1 protein-coding gene is annotated in these 801 nt (G+C 65.0%); it reads right to left on the bottom strand.

All coding sequences use genetic code 11. The annotated features are described in order from the left end of the window. Positions 1–738 (bottom strand): hypothetical protein (locus tag AC1DTN_RS37595; protein WP_477925203.1); only part of this gene is annotated, 738 nt, incomplete at its 3' end. Positions 739–801 lie beyond the last annotated feature (63 nt).

Below are 801 nucleotides of genomic sequence, written 5' to 3'. Positions count from 1 at the left end.
GGTGGTGCCAGAGCAGGGGTAGGTCAAGATAGCGTCGCTGGCGGGCTCTTGCTTGCCGGCAGCGGCGGTGTAAGCCAGATCGTATTGCTGGACAGTGCGCGGCGCGGCCACGCCGACGTCGGTGCTGCTACGCACGGAAACGCCAATCTCGCGATAGGCACCGGTCAGGCCCACCAGGTGGTAGGGCGCCGAAAGCAGAGTACGGATGCTGGCCGCGCCTTGTCCCACGTTCGAGGCGCTGCCGATGATCGTGGTGAGCTCGTCCGTGATCCCTTGTGCGACATAGCCAGCCGCTGCGGCGCGATCGATCGCGGCGATGCCAGTGAAGCCCGGCGTACCCGCCGTCTGGAAGTGCCCGATCGTCGCATTGATGAGCTGCCAATCAGCGTGCCCTTTGGCGGCCGTGTCCAGAAGCGCGTTCTGCGCAGCCATCCCAAAGCCGCACTTCGAGCGCTGGTCGTTGAGCAGAGCAAAGGCCAGCGATTCCTCGGACGCGCCGGTGTAGGTTGGCGGGGGCACGGAGTCCACCACGGTCGCCGCTTGGACCACGGTAGAGCCGCCGCTGTTCGAGCCACCACCCGACGCACCCGAGGAGCCGCTGCCCGGAACGGACGTGGCGGCCCCGGCGCCTCCCGAAGAGCCGCCACCGCCGCCGCAGGCCGCGAGAGAGAGAATGCCTGCAATGGCCAAAGACCCGAGCAGAAGCCTGGAAGCGGAAGCGATGACTGTTTGTTTCATACGGTGAGTTTGCTACGAATTAAAGTGAGTCCATCGTATTTGACCGCATGTTCAGCCGTCAAT

This window comes from Rhizobium sp. 01T444, from assembly GCF_056398305.1.
This window is presented reverse-complemented; position numbering and strand designations above follow the sequence as displayed.